A 20,261-nucleotide genomic window follows, 5' to 3' on the forward strand; every position below is an offset into this window, starting at 1 on the left:
CCTTCGCATGTGGACATTCACTACCATGCTGACTGAACAGAAAATCCCACTAGGCCAGTACATCGCTGCCTTCGTCGACTGGTTGACCCAACACGGTGCCAACTACTTCGACGCAATCGCATCGACACTGGAAACGATGATCCACGGCGTGACGTTTGCGCTGACCTGGTTCAATCCACTGGCATTGATCGGTCTGATTGCGCTGCTGGCTCACTTTATTCAACGTAAATGGGGACTGACTGTTTTTGTCATCGCCTCCTTCCTGCTGATCCTCAACCTGGGGTACTGGCAGGAAACCATGGAAACCCTCGCGCAGGTGCTGTTCGCCACCCTGGTCTGCGTGGTCATCGGTGTGCCGCTGGGCATTGTTGCCGCGCATAAACCAATGTTCTACACCATGATGCGGCCGGTACTCGATCTGATGCAGACCGTGCCGACCTTCGTCTACCTCATCCCTACCCTGACCCTCTTCGGGCTGGGTGTGGTGCCTGGGCTGATTTCCACGGTGGTGTTCGCGATTGCCGCGCCGATCCGCCTGACCTACCTGGGTATCCGCGACGTCCCGCAAGAATTGATGGACGCCGGCAAGGCCTTTGGCTGCTCGCGCCGCCAGTTGCTCTCGCGCATTGAACTGCCCCACGCCATGCCGAGCATCGCCGCCGGCATTACCCAATGCATCATGCTGTCGTTGTCGATGGTGGTGATCGCGGCCCTGGTAGGCGCCGACGGCCTCGGTAAGCCGGTGGTCAACGCACTCAACACCGCCGATATTGCCCTGGGCTTTGAAGCGGGCCTGGCCATTGTGTTGCTCGCCATCATGCTCGACCGTATCTGCAAACAACCCGACGCTAAAGTAGGGGGTGATGCATGAGCATTATCCGATTCGACAAAGTCGACGTGATCTTTTCCAAAGACCCACGCGAAGCGCTCAAGCTGCTGGACCAAGGCATGAGCCGTAACGAAATCCTGAAGAAGACCGGGCAGATCGTCGGCGTCGAGAACGCCAGCCTGGATATCGAGAAAGGCGAGATCTGTGTGCTGATGGGCCTCTCGGGCTCAGGCAAATCCAGCTTGCTGCGCTGCATCAACGGCCTCAATACCGTCAGCCGTGGCCAGCTGTTTGTGGAGCATGAAGGGCGTCAGATCGACATCGCCTCCTGCACCCCCGCAGAGCTGAAAATGATGCGCACCAAACGCATCGCCATGGTGTTCCAGAAGTTCGCCCTGATGCCTTGGCTGACGGTGCGCGAGAACATCAGCTTCGGCCTGGAGATGCAGGGCCGCCCAGAGAAAGAACGACGCACACTGGTGGACGAGAAACTCGAACTGGTGGGCCTGAGCCAATGGCGCAACAAGAAGCCCGACGAGTTGTCCGGCGGTATGCAGCAGCGCGTCGGCCTGGCCCGCGCCCTGGCGATGGACGCCGATATCCTGCTGATGGACGAACCCTTCTCGGCCCTCGACCCGCTGATCCGCCAAGGCTTGCAAGATGAACTGCTGGAACTGCAACGCAAGTTGAGCAAGACCATCGTGTTCGTCAGCCACGACCTGGATGAAGCGCTGAAACTGGGCAGCCGTATCGCGATCATGAAAGACGGCAAGATCATCCAGTACAGCGTGCCGGAAGAGATCGTGCTGAACCCGGCGGACGACTATGTGCGCACCTTTGTCGCGCATACCAACCCGTTGAACGTACTGTGCGGGCGCAGCCTGATGCGCACCCTGGATAACTGCACGCGTGTGAATGGTTCGGTGTGCCTTGATCCGGGTGGCGACTCTTGGCTGGACCTGGCTGAAGGCAACACCATCCAGGGCGCACGCCAGAATGGCGTGACGATGAACCTGCAGAACTGGGCGCCAGGGCAAGCCGTGGAAGGATTGGGCCGCGTACCGACGCTGGTGGACTCGAACATCGGCATGCGCGATGCGTTGCAGATTCGCTACCAGACAGGCAATAAGCTGGTGCTGCATGACAACAACAAGGTGGTGGGGATACTGGGGGACAGTGAGCTCTACCATGCCCTGCTGGGCAAGAACCTGGGCTAGAACCCTGTGGATCGTTCCCACGCTCTGCGTGGGAATGCACCCTGTGACGCTCCGCGTCACGACTTCAAGAGCGGGACGCGGAGCGTCCATGGCGGTGTTCCCACGCAGAGCGTGGGAACGATCATGTCAGGGAAGACACCACCAGGCTTCAACTATCAGCTATAGACCCGGCCAAGGAGCTGCCGATGGCTTTCAAACTGATCGAGCACATCCCGGGTGATCTGCTCCTGGGTGAAGCCCATCAGGTCATACTCCTGCGGCCCGTTGTGCAGGTACACCTCGGCACGATAGTAACGGGTGCGCTCTTCTTCAGGCAGGTCAGCCGGTGCCGCCGAGTAGCCATCCAGGCTCACTTCGTAGACAAACGGGTTGCCCTCGTCCATCTCGATCCGCACGCCGATGCAGCGCTTGGACTTGCCCAGCAGGGTCTGCACTTCCAGGCCCTGATCACGCAACGCACTCGCGGCTTCTTCCAACGCCGGCGTTACGTGCTTGTCCATAAAGCGCTGCACGGTGGCCTGGCTCGGTTGCAGGTCCAGCGCCGTCAAGCGCTCGCTGAAACCACGACGCCCGCGTTCAGCCAATTGCGCTTGCTCCTGTTCGGTGGCCACGTCCTGGCGCATGGCCTTGTGCAAACCGAACATAAAGAACACCAGCACCACAGAGAACGGCAGCCCCGCCAGCACCACCATGGTTTGCATGGCTTCGAAGTTGCCGGCAAACAGCAGGCCGATGGTCACCAGGGTGATCACCGCCGACCAGAAGATACGCAACCAGTGCGGCGCATCTTCATCCACATTGCCGCCTTTGCAGGAAAGGTTGGCCATCATCACCGCGCCGGAATCCGCAGGCGTCAGGAACAGCACGAAGCCCACGAAGATCGACACGCCGATCACCACTTTCGACGCTGGGTAATGCTCAAGCATCTGGTAGATGGCCATGGACGGTTGCTCCAGCGCCGTCTTGCCCAACTCCACCGCCCCATGGTTCAACACCAGGTCCAGGGCCGAGTTGCCGAAGATCGACAGCCACGCCAGGGTAAAGCCCAGCGGGATCAGCAATACGCCAGCCACCAGTTCGCGCACGGTGCGACCACGGGAAATACGCGCGATGAACATGCCCACAAATGGCGCCCAGGAAATCCACCAGGCCCAGTAGAACAAGGTCCACAGGCCCATCCAGCGTTCGGTCTTGGCACCGTCGCCTTCGTACACATACAGGTCGAAGGTTTTCAGCACGATACCGTTGAGGTAATCACCGGTGTTCTGCACCAGGCCATTGAGCAGGTGCAAGGTGGGGCCGAACAGCAGCACGAAGATCAGCAAACCGCTGAACAGCACGATGTTGAGGTTGGACAGGCGGCGAATACCGTTTTCCACACCCGACACGGCGGCAATGGTCGCCACGGTGCTCATCACGATGATCACGATCAGCAAATTGGTATTGCTGTGCTCCATGCCGAACAGGTTTTCCAGCCCCGACGACACTTGCATCGAGCCGATCCCCAGGTTGGTCACCAGGCCCAGCAGGGTCACGAACATGCCGAAACCGTCTACCGCATGGCCAGCCGCGCCCTTCACCCAACGCTCGCCCACCAGCGGGTACAGCGCCGAACGCAGTGCCAGCGGTTGGTTGTGACGGTACGCAAAGTACGCCACGGCCAGGCCGACCAGCGCATAGATCGCCCAGCCGTGCAGGCCCCAGTGCAGGAAGGTCAGCTGCAGCGCCTGGCGTGCCGCGCCATTGCTGGCGGCAGCGCCTTCGGGCGGGCTGAAGTAGTGGTCCAACGGCTCGGACGCACCGAAATACAACAGCGAGATACCGATACCCGACGAGAACAACATGCCGGCCCAGGCGCCGTAGCTGAAGTCTGGGGTATCGTCCTTCGCACCCAGCTTAAGTTTCCCATAGGACGAAAACGCCAGGCCGACCACAAACACCAGGTAGGCAGCGATGACCACCATGTAGTACCAGCCAAAGCTTTTCGACAGCCAGGCCTGGGCTACGCCGAGCATGCGCCCGGCCTCCTGCGGGGCGACGATCAGAATGGCGGTCAACAATAAAATCAGCGCGGTGGAGGTGTAGAACACCCAACCGTTGACCCGGACCTTTTCCGGTGGGGTCTTTATAAGAGAGGCAGAACTCATGGCGCAGATGCTCCAGGCAGTGCGAGAGAGAAACACAAGGCAACGGTTATCCCGGGACATCGATTTTTCGGCAGTCGACGGACGGGTGTTATAAAGACACCCCAAAATTCTTGAGCCCGCCTAAGCGGTGATCAGGCTCTGAAGTGGCCTGTTTCAAGGGTTTTTGCAGGTGTCGAAGGTTGCAGCTCGCAGGTAGGAAACATCTGTAGGCAGCGACCATTTGTCGCAGATCTTATTCTTTGTTGATTGAACGTTCAATCAAAACAAAATAGACTGGCCCTCAAGCCGACGGACGTGGATCGCCCATCGGCAGGCCTAAGGAGAGGTGCTACATGCCCAAGGTCGGTATGCAACCCATACGCCGCCAGCAGTTGATCGAAGCCACGTTGACGGCCATCGATCGGGTCGGGATGGGAGATGCCAGCATTGCGCTGATCGCCCGTCTGGCCGGCGTCTCGAACGGCATCATCAGCCACTACTTTCAGGACAAGAACGGCCTGATCGCAGCGACGATGCGCTACCTGATGAATGCGCTGATCGAGAACGTGCAAGAGCGCAGGCGTGCCTTGAAGGATGACAGCCCACGGGCGCACCTTCAGGTGATCATCGAAGGCAACTTCGACGCCAGCCAGGTCAACGGCCCGGCAATGAAAACCTGGCTGGCCTTCTGGGCCACCAGCATGCACCACCCGTCATTGCACAGGTTGCAGCGGATCAACGATCACCGTCTGTATTCCAACCTGTGTTGCCAGTTCCGCCGTGCGATGCCGTTACCCGAGGCACGCAGCGCAGCCCGCGGGCTGGCGGCTTTGATCGACGGTTTGTGGTTGCGCGGCGCCCTGTCGGGAGACGCTTTCGACACGGAGCAGGCGCAACGGATCGCTTACGAATACATGGATTTCCAATTGGCCAAGCAGGTGAGTTAGAGCACTTATAAATGCTCAACCCCTGAACGTCCGCCGCTCAGTGTTGCCACACCCCCATGGCCCACTGTTCGGCGGGTAACGCCAACCACTTATGCACTTGCGAGGACTTTATGGCCCGTTTCGACCTGCAAAAACTCTACATTGACGGCGGCTACAGCGACGCTGGCAGCGATGCCACCTTCGAAGCCATCAACCCGGCTAACGGTGAAGTTCTCGCCCAAGTGCAACGCGCCACCAAAGACGACGTTGAACGTGCCGTGGTCAGCGCTGAAAAAGGCCAGAAAATCTGGGCCGCCATGACCGCCATGGAGCGTTCGCGCATCCTGCGCCGTGCCGTGGACATCCTGCGCGAGCGCAACGATGAACTGGCCGCCCTGGAAACCCTGGACACCGGTAAAGCCTTCTCCGAAACCAAGTACGTCGACATCGTCACCGGCGCTGACGTGCTGGAATACTACGCCGGCCTGGTACCTGCCATCGAAGGCGAGCAGATCCCACTGCGCGACACCTCGTTTGTCTACACCCGCCGCGAGCCGCTGGGCGTGGTTGCCGGTATCGGCGCGTGGAACTACCCGATCCAGATCGCCCTGTGGAAATCCGCACCGGCCCTGGCTGCCGGTAACGCGATGATCTTCAAGCCAAGCGAAGTCACCTCGCTGACCACCCTGAAACTGGCCGAGATCTACACCGAGGCTGGCGTTCCAGCGGGCGTGTTCAACGTACTGACCGGCAGCGGCCGTGAAGTCGGCACCTGGCTGACCGAGCACCCGCGCATCGAAAAAGTCTCCTTCACCGGCGGCACCGACACCGGCAAGAAAGTCATGGCCAGCGCGTCGAGCTCCTCGCTCAAGGACGTGACCATGGAGCTGGGCGGCAAGTCCCCGCTGATCATTTTCGACGACGCCGACCTCGACCGCGCCGCCGACACCGCCATGATGGCCAACTTCTACAGCTCCGGTCAGGTCTGCACCAACGGCACCCGCGTGTTCGTGCCCAAGCACCTGCAAGCCGCGTTCGAAGCCAAGATCGTCGAGCGTGTGGCGCGTATTCGCATCGGCAACCCGGAAGACGAAAACACCAACTTCGGCCCGCTGGTCAGCTTCGCCCACATGGAAAGCGTGCTGGGCTACATCGCCAAAGGCAAAGAGCAAGGCGCCCGCCTGCTGTGCGGCGGCGACCGCCTGACCGACGGCGACTTCGCCAAAGGCGCCTTCGTGGCCCCGACCGTGTTCACCGACTGCACCGACGACATGGTGATCGTGCGTGAAGAAATCTTCGGCCCGGTGATGAGCATCCTCACCTACGAAACCGAAGAAGAAGTGATCCGCCGCGCCAACGACACCGACTTCGGCCTGGCCGCTGGCCTGGTGACCAAGGACCTGAACCGCGCCCACCGCGTGATTCACCAATTGGAAGCCGGTATCTGCTGGATCAACGCCTGGGGCGAGTCCGACGCGAAGATGCCGGTTGGCGGCTACAAGCAGTCGGGTGTGGGCCGTGAGAACGGGATCAGCTCGCTGAACAACTTCACGCGCATCAAATCGGTACAGGTTGAGTTGGGCGATTACGCCTCGGTGTTCTAACACCTTATGGGCCTGGAATGCTCCTCTGTGGCGAGGGAGCTTGCTCCCGCTGGGCTGCGAAGCAGCCCCATTCCAGACCCAGTAGTTCTTTCAGACAGAACTCGAGCGCTGATTTTGCGACTGCTGCGCAGTCGAACGGGAGCAAGCTCCCTCGCCACAAAAGCAGCCTGAACCCATTTTTACGAGGGTACATTCATGTCCCAAGAATACGATTACATCATTGTGGGTGCCGGCTCTGCCGGTAACACCCTGGCGACCCGTCTGACCGAAGACGAAGGCGTCACTGTTTTGCTGCTGGAGGCCGGTGGCCCGGACTACCGCCTCGACTTCCGCACCCAGATGCCAGCCGCCCTGGCTTTCCCGCTGCAAGGCCGCCGCTACAACTGGGCCTACGAAACCGATCCAGAGCCACACATGGACGGCCGCCGGATGGAATGCGGGCGCGGCAAGGGCCTGGGTGGTTCTTCCCTGATCAACGGCATGTGCTACATCCGCGGCAACGCCATGGACTACGACAACTGGTCGAAGCTGCCGGGCCTGGAAGACTGGACCTACCTGGACTGCCTGCCGTATTTCCGCAAAGCCGAAACCCGCGACATCGGCCCCAACGATTGGCACGGTGGTGACGGCCCGGTCAGCGTGACCACGCCGAAAGCGGGCAACAACCCGCTGTTCCACGCCATGGTTGAAGCGGGCGTACAGGCCGGTTACCCACGTACCGAAGATTTGAACGGCTACCAGCAAGAAGGCTTCGGCCCGATGGACCGTACCGTCACGCCGAACGGCCGTCGCGCCAGCACCGCACGCGGTTACCTGGACACAGCTAAAAAGCGTTCGACCCTGACCATCGTCACCCATGCCCTCACCGACAAAGTGCTGTTCGAAGGCAAGCGTGCAGTGGGCGTGCGTTACCTGATCGGCGCCGCCGAAGAGCGCGTTGAAGCCCGTGCGCGCAAAGAAGTACTGGTGTGCAGCGGCGCAATCGCTTCGCCGCAACTGCTGCAACGCTCCGGTGTCGGCCCGGCCAAACTGCTGGAAAGCCTCGACATCCCGGTGGTCCACGACCTGCCGGGTGTGGGTGAAAACCTGCAGGACCACCTTGAGCTGTACCTGCAATACGCGTGCACCCAGCCAGTGTCGCTGTACCCCTCGCTGCTCTGGTACAACCAGCCGGCAATTGGTGCCGAATGGCTGTTCAACGGCACCGGCATCGGCGCCAGCAACCAGTTCGAAGCGGGCGGTTTTATCCGTACCCGTGAAGAGTTCGAGTGGCCGAACATCCAGTACCACTTCCTGCCGGTGGCGATTAACTACAACGGCAGCAACGGTGTGAAAGAGCACGGTTTCCAGGCGCACATGGGCTCCATGCGTTCGCCAAGCCGTGGCCGTATCCAGCTGAAGTCGAAGAACCCACGGGACTACCCGAGCATCCTCTTCAACTACATGGCCACCGAGCAGGACTGGCAGGAGTTCCGCGATGGCATCCGCCTGACCCGTGAAATCATGCAGCAGCCGGCACTGGACCCGTACCGTGGTCGCGAAATCAGCCCCGGCATTGAAGTGCAAACCGATGAACAGTTGGACAAGTTCATCCGCGAGCACGCCGAGACCGCGTTCCACCCGTCCTGCTCGTGCAAGATGGGCACCGACGAGATGGCCGTAGTCGATGGCGAAGGCCGCGTGCATGGCATGCAGGGCTTGCGTGTGGTCGATGCCTCGATCATGCCGATCATCACCACCGGCAACCTGAACGCGCCAACGATCATGATCGCCGAGAAAATCGCCGACAAGATCCGTGGCCGCAAGCCACTGCCGCGCAGCACCGCTGACTACTACGTAGCAGGCGATGCGCCGGTGCGTGGCAAGCCTATGCGTGAAGTAGGGCCATTGGCGCAGTAACCGAAACACCCCAGTGATTGATCGTTCCCACGCTCCGCGTGGGAACGCATCCTGTGATGCTCTGCGTCACGCCCTTCAAGAGCGGACGCAGAGCGTCCAGGGTGGCATTCCCACGCAGAGCGTGGGAACGATCACACAACAAAACCTCCCTTGATCAGCTCCCCGCCCAGGCCTACTCTGTTCGCCTGCCCGCGCCGAGCCGCCCACAAGGAAGGCCCCATGTTCGAACACCACGCCACGCTCAAGAAACACTTCGGTGCCCTGCGCACCACCGCCGAATTTTTCTCCCTGCGCTACGTGCGCGAATCCGGTCAGTACCTGTCAGTACGCAAGAACGTCGCCGAGCCGCCTCACCTGGGCCACGACGAAGGCGCCATGCTTACCGTGCGTCTCAACGGCGTGGAAGCCTACGCAGCGACCAACGATATTTCCCTTGCCGGCCTGCAAGCCGCCCTTGAGCGCGCTGAACAGCAAGCCCGGTTGATCAAGCCCCACGCCCTGCTCGACCTGCACCAGCAGCCAGTGTCCAGCGACGTCGCCGACTACCTGTCGCCCGACCTCGACCAGCCCTTCCCATCCCTGAGCGACTGCTACCAATTGCTCGGCGATGAGTCCGCCGCCGTGCCCAAGGATGAGCGCCTGGTGAGCTGGGAAGTCAGCCTGGGGACCACGCGGGTTGAACAGATCTATCTCAACAGCGCTGGCGCGCAATTGCGTCAGGCCCAGCGCTTTGTCTTTCCGGGCCTGAGTGTGACCGCCTTCGACGGCAACGACAGCCAGACCCGTACCCTGGGCGGTACCAACTTCGGCCAGCAAGGCAGTGCCGGGGTGATCCAGCGTTTTGGCCTGGTGGGCGCCGCCCGCAAGGTGGCCGACGAAGCCCTGCAATTGCTGCTCGCACCGAATACGCCCCACGGCCCGCGTGACCTGCTGCTGATGCCCGACCAAATGATCCTGCAGATCCACGAGTCGATCGGCCATCCGCTGGAGCTGGATCGCATCCTTGGTGACGAGCGCAATTACGCCGGCACCAGTTTTGTGAAAGCCAGCGACTTCGGCCACCTGCAATATGGCTCACCGCTGCTCAACGTCACCTTCGACCCGGACATCCCCGAACAGCTTGCCAGCTACGCTCATGACGACGACGGCACGCCTGCCAGCAAGCAATTTCTGATTCGCGAAGGCCTGCTGCTCAAGCCCTTGGGCGGGGCCTTATCGCAATTTCGCGCCAACCTGCCAGGCGTCGCCAACAGCCGCGCCTGCAGCTGGAACCGTGCGCCCATCGACCGCATGGCCAACCTGAATATCGAGCCTGGGGATAAAAGCCTCGCGCAATTGGTGGGCGGCATTGAGAGCGGCATCCTGATGTCGACCAACCGTTCGTGGTCCATCGACGATGCGCGCAACAAATTCCAGTTCGGCTGCGAGTGGGGCCAGTTGATCGAAAACGGCGAACTCAAGGGCGTGGTGAAGAACCCCAACTACCGGGCGATTTCCGCGCAGTTCTGGCGCAAGCTCAGCGCGGTAGGCGACGCCAGCACCTTCAAGGTCTTGGGCACGCCGAACTGCGGCAAGGGCGAACCCAACCAGGTGATCCGTGTCGGCCATGCGTCGCCGGCCTGTGTATTCAGCAATGTCGATGTATTTGGGGGAGATGCCTGATGAACCACTTCAAGGCTTTGGTGGATTGGCTCAAGCAGGCGGTCACCGATCAAGAACAATTTCATCTCGGCTACGCGGATGAGGCGTCCGAGTTCGTGCGCTTCAACCACGCGCAGGTACGCCAGGCCGGCCAGGTACAGCAGGCCAGCCTGAACCTCAAGCTGATCAACGATGGGCGCCACGCCGACCTGGGTATCACCCTTTCCGGCGAGGCGCAGTTGGATCGCCAGCGCCTGGCGAATGGCCTGCAACAACTGCGCGAGACCTTGCCGCTGTTGCCGCCTGACCCGTACCTGCTGCTGAACCCCGACGCCTGGCACAGCCATAACGAACAGCTGCGCCCGCTGCCGGAACTGGCCCAAGTGCTGGACGACATCAGCCAGGCCGCCGATGGCGTGGACCTGGTTGGCTTCTACGCCGCCGGCCCGATCAGCCGTGGTTTCGCCAGCTCATCGGGGGCGTTCGGCTGGCACCGGGCTAACAGCTTCAATTTCGACTTCAGCCTGTTCCACGCCAATGGCGAAGCGGTAAAAGCCAGCTACGCCGGGCACACCTGGAACAGCGCCGAGTTCGCCGCCCGTTTCCAACAGGCCCGTGAGCAACTGGCGTTTCTCGGTCGCCCGCTCCACACCCTGGCGCCCGGCCAATACCGCGCCTACCTTGCGCCGGCAGCGCTGGAAGAAATCATCAGCATCATCACCTGGGGTGGTTTTTCGGCCCAGGCCATCGCGAGCAAAGGCAGTTCGTTGCAACGCCTGTACACGGGTGATCAGTCATTGAGCCCGCTGGTGACGGTGGATGAGCAGATCAGCGGCTCCCTGAGCCAGGCGTTTTCCACTGAAGGCTACCCGCGTGAGGATGTCACCCTGATCAACGCAGGCAAGGCCGAGGGCCAGTTGGTCAACTCGCGCAGCGCCGCCGAATACGGCTTGAGCACCAACGGCGCCAGCAGCGACGAGTCGCCCAGCGCCCTGCAAATGGCGGCCGGCAGCCTGGCCCAGGCCGATATTCTCAAGCAGTTGGGCACCGGTCTGTATATCAGCAACCTCTGGTACCTGAACTACTCCGACCTGCCGGCAGCGCGCCTGACCGGCATGACGCGCTTTGCGACCTTCTGGGTGGAAAACGGCGAGATCAAGGCGCCGGTCAGCACCATGCGCTTTGATGACAGTGTCTATCAGTTGCTCGGTTCGCAATTGGAAGCGCTGACCGCTGATCGGGAGCTGCTGTTGTCGGCCAGTACCTATGACCAGCGCAACACCGCTTCCAACCTGTTGCCAGGCGCTTTGGTAAACCGTTTGACGCTGACTTTATAAACTGTAGGAGCGAGCTTGCTCGCGAAGAACGTACAGACACCGCGGGCTGGCTGTCAGCGCTGCGTTATCGTTGTCGTTTTTCGCGAGCAAGCTCGCTCCTACAGTTCAATAACCTGCGCTGCGACGAAACTTCTATCCCGCCTACTTTGGCCGTTCGGCATGTTGTCGCTCTGCTTATTCCTCGTTATAACGGTTAATGGCTTCTCGCCACCCCTGCCCACGAGAGCATAACCTTGCCCGGGAAAGGCAAGCTGGAGCGTTGACATGAACCATGGAAGTTTCGTCATAGAAAAACTGTACAAGCACTACAACGTTCACGTAGAGCAACTGGGTAACGACCCGCATAGAAAAACCGTACTGATGGTCAATGGCGCGTTGTCCACCACGCGCTCCTTTGCCCGCACCAGCAAATGCCTGGCCGAGCACTTCAATGTGCTGCTGTTCGACTTGCCATTCTCTGGCTTGTCACGCGAGCACAACACCGAACTCGACCTGGTCACCAAGGACGACGAGGTGCAAATCCTGCGTGCCTTGGTAGCACGCTTTGCGGTCAACCATCTGGTGTCGGCCTCATGGGGCGGCATCTCCACGCTGTTGACCCTGGCGCACAACCCGCCCTCCATCGAAAGCTCGGTGGTGATGGCCCTGGCGCCCAACCTCAACCAGGCGATGCTGGAATATGTCGAGCGCGTGCGTGTGCTGATCGAGGCCGATGACAAGTCGGCGGTCGGCCATCTGCTCAACGAAACGGTTGGCAAATACCTGTCGCCGCGCCTCAAGCGCAATAACCATCGACACCTGTCGACCATGGCCACCACCGAATACCGCCAGGCGCGCTTTCATATCCATCAGGTGCTGGGCTTGGGCGATGGCAACTACTTGCCGGCGCTGCGGCAGATTGAAACACCGGTGCACTTTCTCAACGGCGCGCTGGACGAATACACGCCGGCCGACGAAGCCCAGCTGTTCAAACACTACGTAGGCCGCAGCAGCTTTGCGGTGGCCGAACACACCGGCCATCTGCTGGACCTGGAGTCCCGCGAAGCCGCGCTGGCAGTGCATCGGGCGTTGCTGGATTTCCTGGTGGGCGAGCATGTGACATTGTCAGATATAGACGAACCGCCAGTGGGAAAAGCGGCGACGGATGGCGCATAATCGCCAACACATAGCCTGCTAATTAAAAGGGATCCCATGCCGAATCGTGCCCCTCTCGATGCGAAGACCGCCCGCTGGCTCCCCTGGGTGGTAGCGATTGCCTTCTTCATGCAGTCGCTGGACGGGACGATTCTCAACACCGCGCTACCGGCCATGGCGCAGGACCTCGCGGAAAACCCGCTGCGCATGCAAGGCGTGGTGATCGCCTACATGCTCACCGTTGCCTTGCTGATTCCGGCGTCGGGCTGGATCGCTGACCGCTTTGGCACCAAGAAGATTTTCTTTGGTGCGATCATGCTGTTCAGCATCGGGTCGCTGCTGTGTGCGCTGTCCAGTAGCTTGAGCATGCTGGTGGGCGCACGGGTGATCCAGGGCCTGGGCGGTGCGCTGATGCTGCCGGTCGGACGGCTGGTGGTACTGCGGGCTTATCCGCGCTCCGAGTTGGTGCGGATCATGGGCTTCATCACCATTCCCGGCCTGCTTGGCCCCTTGCTTGGCCCGACAATGGGCGGCTGGATGGTGCAATACCTGACCTGGCACTGGATCTTCCTGATCAACCTGCCGGTGGGCATGATCGGCTGCTACGCCGTGTGGAAATTCATCCCCGACCTGCGCGGCAGCGAGCGCACGCGCTTCGACGGCCTGGGCTTTCTGCTGTTCGGCGCGGCGATGGTGCTGATCACCATCGCCATGGAAGGCCTGGGCGAACTGCACCTGCCGCATCTGCGCGTGATATTGCTGCTGTTCGGCGGGTTCGCCTGCCTGGCGGCGTACTGGCTGCGCGCCGGGCATATCGATAACCCGCTGTTCTCGCCGGTGCTGTTCAAGACGCGCACCTTTGCCGTGGGGATCCTGGGCAATCTGTTTGCGCGCCTGGGCAGCGGCGCATTGCCGTTCCTGGTACCGCTGCTGCTGCAGGTGGCGCTGGGCTATTCGCCGTCGGAAGCCGGCATGAGCATGTTGCCACTGGCGGCGGCGGCGATGTTCGCCAAGTCCATCGCACGTCCGCTTATCGAGCGCCTCGGCTACCGCATCGTCCTGACCGGCAACACCCTGGCCCTGGGCCTGATGCTGGCGAGCATGGGCCTGGTCAGCGAACAAACGCCCTACCCGCTGCTGTTGGCCATGCTGGCGGTACTGGGGGCCATCAACTCCCTGCAATTTACCGCCATGAACACCGTCACCCTGATCGACCTCGACGACGCCCAGGCCAGCAGCGGCAACAGCTTGCTGTCGGTAGTGGCGCAATTGTCCCTGAGCCTGGGCGTGGCCTGTGCCGGTGCATTGCTCGGCGGCTTTACCGCCGAAGCCGGCAATGACGGGGTCAATACCGTGCTGGGCGCCTTCCAACTGACCTTCCTCACCGTGGGCCTCATGGCGATGCTGGCGGCGGCGATCTTCCTGCAACTGTCGCCCAAGGACGGCAAACGGGTGGTCAGCCGCGAGCACGATATCGAGCACTAACGGGCGTCTCGTCGAGAACTTGCGGGGAAAATCCCACGAGGCTGGTACACTGCGCGACATTTTGTTTTGCAGAGCCAGTCCCGTGACTACCATCGCCACCGCTTTTAATACTTTGCCCCTGTCCGCCGCCATGCTGGCTAACCTCGACTCGCTGGGTTACGTCGAGATGACGCAGATCCAGGCGCAAAGCTTGCCGGTGATCCTCAAAGGGCTGGACCTGATTGCCCAGGCCAAGACCGGCAGCGGCAAGACTGCCGCATTCGGCATCGGCCTGCTGAACCCGATCAACCCGCGCTACTTCGGGTGCCAGGCGCTGGTGATGTGCCCGACCCGCGAACTGGCCGACCAGGTCGCCAAGGAAATCCGTCGCCTGGCCCGTGCCGAAGACAACATCAAGGTACTGACCCTGTGCGGCGGCGTGTCCCTCGGCCCACAGATTGCTTCCCTGGAGCACGGCGCCCACGTCATCGTCGGCACCCCGGGCCGCATCCAGCAGCACCTGCGTAAAGGTTCGCTGGTGCTGGACGGCTTGAACACCCTGATCCTCGACGAAGCCGACCGCATGCTCGACATGGGCTTCTACGACGCCATCGAAGACATCATCAGCAAGACCCCACCGCGCCGCCAGACCCTGCTGTTCTCGGCCACTTACCCGGTGAGCATCAAGCAACTGGCCTCCAAGTTCATGCGTGCGCCTCAGCAAGTGAAAGCCGAAGCGTTCCACTCCGACGATCAGATCGAACAGCGCTTCTACGAGATCTCCCCGGAAGAACGCATGGACGCCGTGACCAAGGTGCTGGCGCACTTCCGCCCTGCTTCGTGCGTGGCGTTCTGCTTCACCAAGCAGCAAGTGCAGGAAACCGTCGACCACCTGACGTCCAAGGGCATTTCCGCTGTTGGCCTGCATGGTGACCTGGAACAGCGCGACCGTGACCAGGTACTGGCGATGTTCGCCAACCGCAGCACCTCGGTGCTGGTGGCCACCGACGTCGCCGCCCGTGGCCTGGACATCGACGCCCTGGACATGGTGATCAACGTCGAACTGGCCCGCGACTCGGAAATTCACATCCACCGTGTAGGCCGTACCGGCCGTGCCGGTGAGACTGGTATCGCCATCAGCCTGGTGGCGCCGTCCGAAGCCCACCGCGCCCAGGCCATCGAGCAACTGCAGAAGTCGCCGCTGAACTGGGACCAACTGGACAACCTCAAACCGCAAAGCGGTGGCCCGTTGCTGCCGCAGATGAGCACCCTGTGCATCGCCGCCGGGCGTAAAGACAAGGTTCGCCCAGGCGACATCCTCGGTGCATTGACCGGTGAAGCCGGCATTCCGGGTGCCCAGGTCGGCAAGATCGCGATCTTTGACTTCCAGGCTTTCGTGGCCGTGGAACGCGGCATCGCCAAGCAAGCGTTGCAGCGTTTGAATGACGGCAAGATCAAAGGTCGTTCGCTGCGCGTGCGGATCCTGTAACAACATAGTGACTGCAAGGACCGAATAACTGTGGGAGCTGGCTTGCCTGCGATAGCGACGGTGAATCCACTACCGCCATCGCAGGCAAGCCAGCTCCCACAGTGTTGATTGCATTTCAAATCAATAGTTTTGTGAGGACATGGCTGTGCGCTCGACCGAAGTTGTGATCATTGGCGCCGGCGCCGCAGGGTTGATGTGCGCGCTGACCGCCGCCGGGCGTGGGCGCAAGGTGATGTTGATCGACCACGCCAACAAGGCCGGCAAGAAAATCCTGATGTCCGGTGGCGGCCGCTGCAACTTCACCAACATGTACACCGAGCCGGCCAACTTCCTCTCGCACAACGCGCACTTCTGCAAATCCGCCCTGGCCCGCTATACCCAGTGGGATTTCATCGGGCTGGTGGCCAAGCACGGCGTGCCGTACCACGAGAAGAAACTCGGCCAGCTGTTCTGCGACAACAAGTCCAGCGACATCCTCGGCATGCTGCTCGACGAGTGCATCCAGACCGGCGTGAGCCTGCACCTGGACACTTCCATCGAGGCAATCGCCAAGCTCGAAAGCGGCTATCAACTGCAAACCACCTTGGGTGAGCTGCGCTGTGAATCCCTGGTGATCGCCACGGGCGGTTTGTCGATCCCGACGCTGGGCGCCACCGGTTTCGGCTACCAAGTGGCCAGGCAATTCGGCCATGAACTGCTGCCGACCCGCGCCGGGCTGGTGCCGTTCACCATCACCGACCAGCTCAAGGAGTTGTGCGGCGAGTTGTCCGGCACCTCGGTCGACTGCCTGGTGAGCTGCAACGGCCAGAGCTTTCGCGAGAATATCCTGTTCACCCATCGCGGCCTGAGCGGGCCGGCGATTTTGCAGATTTCCTCGTATTGGCACTCCGGCGACACGGTAGAAATCAACCTGCTGCCCGACCACGACGCCCATGCCTGGCTGCAACAGCAACAGGCCGAACACCCCAACAGCGAATTGAAAACCCTGTTGGGTGAGATCTTCACCAAGAAGATGGCCAACCTGCTGGCCCAAAGCTGGTTCGAATCCAAGCCTATGAAGCAGTACACCCACGCTGAAATTGCCGATATCGCGCAAAAGCTGGGGAGCTGGCAACTGGTACCGGCCGGCACCGAGGGTTATCGCACCGCCGAGGTAACATTGGGCGGGGTGGATACGCGGGAAGTGTCCTCCAAGACCATGGAATCGCTGAAAAGCCCCGGCCTGTACTTTATCGGCGAAGTGCTGGACGTGACCGGCCACCTGGGCGGGTTCAACTTCCAGTGGGCGTGGGCCTCGGGCTACGCGGCCGCGCAATACGCCTGACGTGCACCTTGAGATGCAATCCCCTGTGGGAGCTGGCTTGCCTGCGATAGCGGCAGTGAATCCCACATCGTTATCGCAGGCATGCCCGCTCCCACATTGGTTTTGCAGTGATACTGAAAATTTTGCTGTCCGATGTGATCGCTACGCTTGCCGTGGCGTCATTACTGGCTCAATTTAGCGACAACGTCCCGGAAGACTCCAGACTTCATGTCATCGACCTCGTTCAAGCAGTCCATGCGGCGCCTGTGGGCGCTGGATAAATTCAGCTACAGCGTACGGGTGTTCATCGCCCTCACCGGCAGCATGGCGTTGTGTTGGTACCAGGATGAAATGACGCTGCTGATCCCGCTCTTCCTGGGGATTATCGCCAGCGCCCTGGCCGAGACCGATGACAGCTGGCAAGGCCGCCTCAACGCGCTGGCGGTGACACTGGTGTGTTTCAGCATTGCCGCGCTGTCGGTGGAGCTGCTGTTCCCTTACCCCTGGATATTTGCCATCGCCCTGGCCCTGGCCAGTTTCGGCCTGACCATGCTCGGCGCACTGGGCGAACGCTATGGCGCGATTGCTTCGGCCACCTTGATTCTGTCGGTATACACCATGATCGGCGTGGACCAGCGCGGTGGCGCCGTCACGGATTTCTGGCATGAGCCGCTGCTGCTGGTGGCCGGTGCCGCCTGGTACGGTGTGTTGTCCGTACTGTGGCAGGCGCTGTTTTCCAACCAGCCGGTACAGCAGAGCCTGGCGCGATTGTTCCGCGAGCTGGGGCGCTACCTCAAGCTCAAGTCATCGTTGTTCGAACCGATCCGGCAGCTGGACGTGGAAGCGCGGCGCCTGGAATTGGCCCAGCAAAATGGCCGGGTAGTGGCTGCGCTGAATGCCGCGAAGGAAATCATCCTGCACCGCGTCGGCAATGGGCGACCGGGCTCGAAGGTCAGCCGCTACCTGAAACTGTACTTCCTGGCCCAGGACATCCACGAGCGCGCCAGTTCCTCCCACTACCCCTACAACGCCCTCACTGAAGCCTTCTTCCATAGCGATGTGCTGTTTCGCTGCCAGCGCTTGCTGCGCCAGCAAGGCAAGGCCTGCCAGACCCTGGCCGAGTCGATCCAACTGCGCCAACCGTTCATCTATGACGACAGTTTTGCCCAGGCCCTGGGCGACCTCAACGCGTCCCTGGAGCATCTGCGCATCCAGAGCAACCCGGCCTGGCGCGGCCTGCTGCGTTCATTGCGCGCCTTGGCGGCCAACCTGTCCACACTCGACCGCCTGCTGGGCGACGCCAGCAATCCCGATGCCCTGGCGGACGCCACCGACAGTAACCTGTTGGACCGCGCCCCGCGCAACCTCAAGGAAATGTGGACGCGCCTGCGCACCCAACTCACACCCACCTCGCTGCTGTTTCGCCATGCCCTGCGCCTGTCCCTGGCGTTGACCGTCGGCTACGCCACCCTGCACGCTATCCACGCGTCCCAGGGTTACTGGATCATCCTCACCACCCTGTTCGTCTGCCAACCGAGCTACGGCGCTACCCGGCGCAAGCTCGGCCAGCGGATTATCGGCACCGCCATCGGCCTCACCGTGGCCTGGGCGCTGTTCGATCTGTTCCCCAACCCGGTGGTGCAGTCGATGTTCGCTATCGCCGCGGGCCTGGTGTTCTTTATCAACCGCACCACCCGCTACACCCTGGCGACGGCGGCGATCACGCTGATGGTGCTGTTCTGCTTCAACCAGGTGGGTGATGGCTACGGGCTGTTCCTGCCACGCCTGTTCGATACCTTGCTCGGCAGCCTGATCGCTGGCCTGGCGGTATTCCTGTTCCTGCCGGACTGGCAAGGCCGGCGCTTGAACAAAGTGCTGGCCAACACCCTGACCTGCAACAGCATCTACCTGCGCCAGATCATGCAGCAATACGCCGCCGGCAAGAGCGACGACCTGGCTTACCGCCTGGCCCGCCGCAACGCGCACAACGCCGACGCCGCGTTGTCCACCACCCTGGCCAATATGCTGATGGAGCCGGGGCATTTTCGTAAGGAAGCCGACGTGGGTTTTCGGTTCCTGGTGCTGTCTCACACCTTGCTCAGCTATTTGTCGGGGTTGGGTGCGCACCGCGATACTCAGTTACCGGCCGACGTGCGCGAGCACTTGATCGAAGGCGCGGGCAACAGCCTGGCGGCGAGTATCGATGAGATTGCTACGGGCCTGGCCAACAAACAGTCGATTGCGATCCAGAGTGATGCCGAGGAGGGGTTGGCAGCCGAGCTGGAGCAAATGCCCGATGAGATCGATGAGGCGCAGCGGTTGGTGCAGACGCAGTTGGCGTTGATCTGCCGGCAGTTAGGGCCGTTGCGTACGTTGGCGGCGCATCTGATCAAGGATACCGGTGCGGCTTAGACCGCTATCGCAGGCAAGCCAGTTCCCACATTTGACCGAGTTCCAACATAAGAATGCGGGCAAAATGTGGGAGCCCGGCTTGCCCGCGATGAGGCCCGCAAGCACGCTACATCCCATGCGCCTTCATCAAGCGCGCATAACTGCCATCAGCCTTCATCCTGGCAATCTCCCGATCAAAGCTGGCGACAATCTGCGCGTGCTCGGGGTTCTTCAAACTGACCAGAATGTGCAGGCTGTTCTCGCTCAACGGCTTGCCCACAAACGCCACCGCATTGCGCACCCGCGGCGACTCCCGAGCCAGGTAATAACGCGCTACGTATTCGTCCTCCAGCGTCAACCGCACACGCCGCGCAGCGAGCATGCGCACCGCCATGGCGAAGTTGTGCACGGGTACTTTCTGTAGCTGGGAGTCTTGATCGAACGCCGCCGAGTAAGCGTAACCGCGTACCACGGCGATGGTCTCATCGTGCAGTCGGGCCAGGCTGTGATAAACAATGTCATCGTCGCTGCGCTTGAGAAAGCGCACACGATTAAGCAGGTACTCAGCAGAAAACTGGCCAAACTGCGTGCGGGCCTCGTCGTACCAGGCGTTGATCAGCACATCGTAGCGCCCATCGCCCACGCCCTTGAGCGCACGGGCCCAGGGCACCTGCTCAAAGTCACTGGCGTACCCCGCACGGGCCAGGGCCGTGCTGACGATATCCGTGGCCAAACCGCCATTGATCAAGGTGGCATCGGTGAAGGGCGGCCAGCCATCCGCCACCAGACGCAGACGTTGTGCCAGCACCGGCTGGGCCAGCAGCAGCACTGCGATCAAAGCAACGGCACGAGTCAATCTCGGCATGCTCAAAGTCCTTGGCGGGCAGGCGGTGGCCTGATA

General features: G+C 61.3%; 14 protein-coding genes. 12 read left to right on the plus strand and 2 right to left on the minus strand.

The features are described 5' to 3' along the window. Positions 1 to 25: 25 nt before the first annotated feature. Both choW and choV read left to right on the plus strand, forming a co-directional pair. Complete coding sequence (gene choW / locus GIV26_RS08085; protein ID WP_003194913.1) at positions 26 to 871, plus strand: choline ABC transporter permease subunit; 846 nt, start codon at positions 26 to 28, stop codon at positions 869 to 871. After that, on the plus strand, positions 868 to 2,046 hold the full coding sequence (gene choV / locus GIV26_RS08090; protein ID WP_054922367.1) for a choline ABC transporter ATP-binding protein: 1,179 nt from the start codon (positions 868 to 870) through the stop codon (positions 2,044 to 2,046). Before choW ends, choV begins: the two co-directional genes overlap by 4 nt. A 155-nt stretch (positions 2,047 to 2,201) precedes the next feature. Here choV and GIV26_RS08095 read toward each other — a convergent pair whose 3' ends face one another. After that, entirely contained in the window at positions 2,202 to 4,136 is a 1,935-nt protein-coding gene (locus tag GIV26_RS08095; RefSeq protein WP_236280096.1) for a BCCT family transporter, read from the minus strand. 389 nt (positions 4,137 to 4,525) lie between these two features. Here GIV26_RS08095 and betI point away from each other — a divergent pair, with 389 nt between their 5' ends. The 10 genes from betI (at position 4,526) to yccS (ending at position 19,381) form a co-directional block, all read left to right on the plus strand. Further along, positions 4,526 to 5,119 (plus strand): transcriptional regulator BetI, encoded by a 594-nt coding sequence (gene betI / locus GIV26_RS08100; protein ID WP_054898188.1) that lies wholly within the window; start codon positions 4,526 to 4,528, stop codon positions 5,117 to 5,119. 110 nt (positions 5,120 to 5,229) lie between these two features. Beyond that, on the plus strand, positions 5,230 to 6,702 hold the full coding sequence (betB, locus tag GIV26_RS08105; protein WP_120247525.1) for a betaine-aldehyde dehydrogenase: 1,473 nt from the start codon (positions 5,230 to 5,232) through the stop codon (positions 6,700 to 6,702). Positions 6,703 to 6,897: 195 nt separating this feature from the next. After that, positions 6,898 to 8,601 (plus strand): choline dehydrogenase, encoded by a 1,704-nt coding sequence (gene betA / locus GIV26_RS08110; RefSeq protein ID WP_054898187.1) that lies wholly within the window; start codon positions 6,898 to 6,900, stop codon positions 8,599 to 8,601. A gap of 219 nt (positions 8,602 to 8,820) precedes the next feature. Then, the gene (locus GIV26_RS08115; RefSeq protein ID WP_054922362.1) at positions 8,821 to 10,263 is read left to right on the plus strand and encodes a TldD/PmbA family protein; all 1,443 of its coding nucleotides are present in this window, start codon (positions 8,821 to 8,823) and stop codon (positions 10,261 to 10,263) included. Continuing rightward, positions 10,263 to 11,579: a TldD/PmbA family protein gene (locus tag GIV26_RS08120; protein WP_236280028.1), complete on the plus strand. Its 1,317-nt coding sequence runs from the start codon at positions 10,263 to 10,265 to the stop codon at positions 11,577 to 11,579. The genes GIV26_RS08115 and GIV26_RS08120 overlap by 1 nt, the downstream gene beginning before the upstream one ends. A 264-nt stretch (positions 11,580 to 11,843) precedes the next feature. Continuing rightward, positions 11,844 to 12,734: an alpha/beta fold hydrolase gene (locus tag GIV26_RS08125; RefSeq protein WP_034128899.1), complete on the plus strand. Its 891-nt coding sequence runs from the start codon at positions 11,844 to 11,846 to the stop codon at positions 12,732 to 12,734. Positions 12,735 to 12,770: 36 nt separating this feature from the next. Continuing rightward, positions 12,771 to 14,198: a multidrug transporter subunit MdtD gene (mdtD, locus tag GIV26_RS08130; protein ID WP_034128900.1), complete on the plus strand. Its 1,428-nt coding sequence runs from the start codon at positions 12,771 to 12,773 to the stop codon at positions 14,196 to 14,198. Between the two features lie 130 nt (positions 14,199 to 14,328). After that, positions 14,329 to 15,666, plus strand: a complete 1,338-nt coding sequence (gene dbpA / locus GIV26_RS08135; RefSeq protein ID WP_229999345.1) for an ATP-dependent RNA helicase DbpA — start codon at positions 14,329 to 14,331, stop codon at positions 15,664 to 15,666. A 145-nt stretch (positions 15,667 to 15,811) separates the two neighbouring features. Beyond that, complete coding sequence (locus GIV26_RS08140; RefSeq protein WP_034129071.1) at positions 15,812 to 16,990, plus strand: NAD(P)/FAD-dependent oxidoreductase; 1,179 nt, start codon at positions 15,812 to 15,814, stop codon at positions 16,988 to 16,990. Between the two features lie 207 nt (positions 16,991 to 17,197). After that, positions 17,198 to 19,381, plus strand: a complete 2,184-nt coding sequence (gene yccS, locus GIV26_RS08145) for a YccS family putative transporter (RefSeq protein ID WP_034128901.1) — start codon at positions 17,198 to 17,200, stop codon at positions 19,379 to 19,381. 106 nt (positions 19,382 to 19,487) lie between these two features. Here yccS and GIV26_RS08150 read toward each other — a convergent pair whose 3' ends face one another. Then, a complete protein-coding gene (locus GIV26_RS08150) occupies positions 19,488 to 20,225 on the minus strand; it encodes a substrate-binding periplasmic protein (RefSeq protein WP_034128902.1) in 738 nt (245 codons plus the stop codon). Between the last annotated feature and the right edge of the window lie 36 nt (positions 20,226 to 20,261).

Source organism: Pseudomonas sp. PA-1-3F, assembly GCF_021609665.1.
In the GTDB taxonomy this organism is placed as follows: domain Bacteria; phylum Pseudomonadota; class Gammaproteobacteria; order Pseudomonadales; family Pseudomonadaceae; genus Aquipseudomonas; species Aquipseudomonas paracarnis.